The organism is Gordonia sp. ABSL11-1 (assembly GCF_030315685.1).
In the GTDB taxonomy this organism is placed as follows: Bacteria; Actinomycetota; Actinomycetes; order Mycobacteriales; family Mycobacteriaceae; genus Gordonia.
Genome location: NZ_JASXSI010000086.1, coordinates 1 through 958, shown reverse-complemented (window position 1 = coordinate 958; position 958 = coordinate 1). Strand labels below are relative to the sequence as shown.

General features: G+C 68.0%; 1 protein-coding gene. It reads left to right on the top strand.

All coding sequences use genetic code 11. The features are described 5' to 3' along the window. Nucleotides 1–51 precede the first annotated feature (51 nt). The coding region (locus QSJ19_RS26560) for a DUF222 domain-containing protein (RefSeq protein WP_286324054.1) at nucleotides 52–958 on the top strand (907 nt) is incomplete at its 3' end.

Here is a 958-nt window from a genome sequence, read left to right as displayed (position 1 = left end):
GACGCCTGGGTGGAGGCCAAAGCCGATGGGGTGGCGAAGGTGGCGGCGACGATGTCGGCAGAGAATGCCCGTATCTCCCGCGACAGCATCGTCGCGCTGGCGGTCACCACCTGCGGCGATGATCCGCGGACCATCGCCCAGCGCCGGTCGGATGCGGCGTTCGCCCTGATGTCACAGACCCGGTTCGAGTGTTTGTGCGGGAGCGAGGACTGTGCCGCCGAGATCCCTGCACCCGGGGTCGCTGCATCAGGGTCGACGATTCTGATCCATGTGGTCGCCGATGAGAAGACGATCACCGGGCAGGCCGACAACGCCGGGTTCGTCGCCGGCCACGGCGTGATCTCCGGCGAGCATGTGCGTGACCTCGCCGCCCGCGCGGACGCGGTGATCAGGCCGATGGTGGCGCCGGGGACCCCACAAAACCCCGATGGCACGTGGACGCTGCCGGCGCATCAACCGTCGGATCCGTATCGGCCGTCGGCGGCGTTGGACACCTATGTTCGGGTACGCGATGGGCACAGTGTGGTGCCCGGTAACCCGACCTCGGCGTTCCTCGGCGATATCGATCACGTATGGGAGTACAACCATGTCGACCCGGCCGCCGGTGGCCCCACGATGCCGGACAATCTCAACGTCAAGGACCGCTTCTTCCACATCCTCAAAACGTTCGGCTCCTGGGTCGATGACCAATACCGCGACCGGCGCGGTCGGCTGCGTCAAGAGTTCATCACCCCCGAAGGCCTGATCATCGCCGGCGAACCCGAAAACCTCGAGCTGTTGTTCCCCGGGCTACGACGCATCCGCTTCGCCCCACCCCAGGCGCCCCCACGATCTGCCGGCACGCCCGGCCCGGCACCCGATGACCCGACCCCGCCGACCCGGCGCCGCACCCGCCTGGCCGACAAACACGCCCGCCGACAACAGGAACGCGAACGCAACCGCCGACGACGCGAACGCG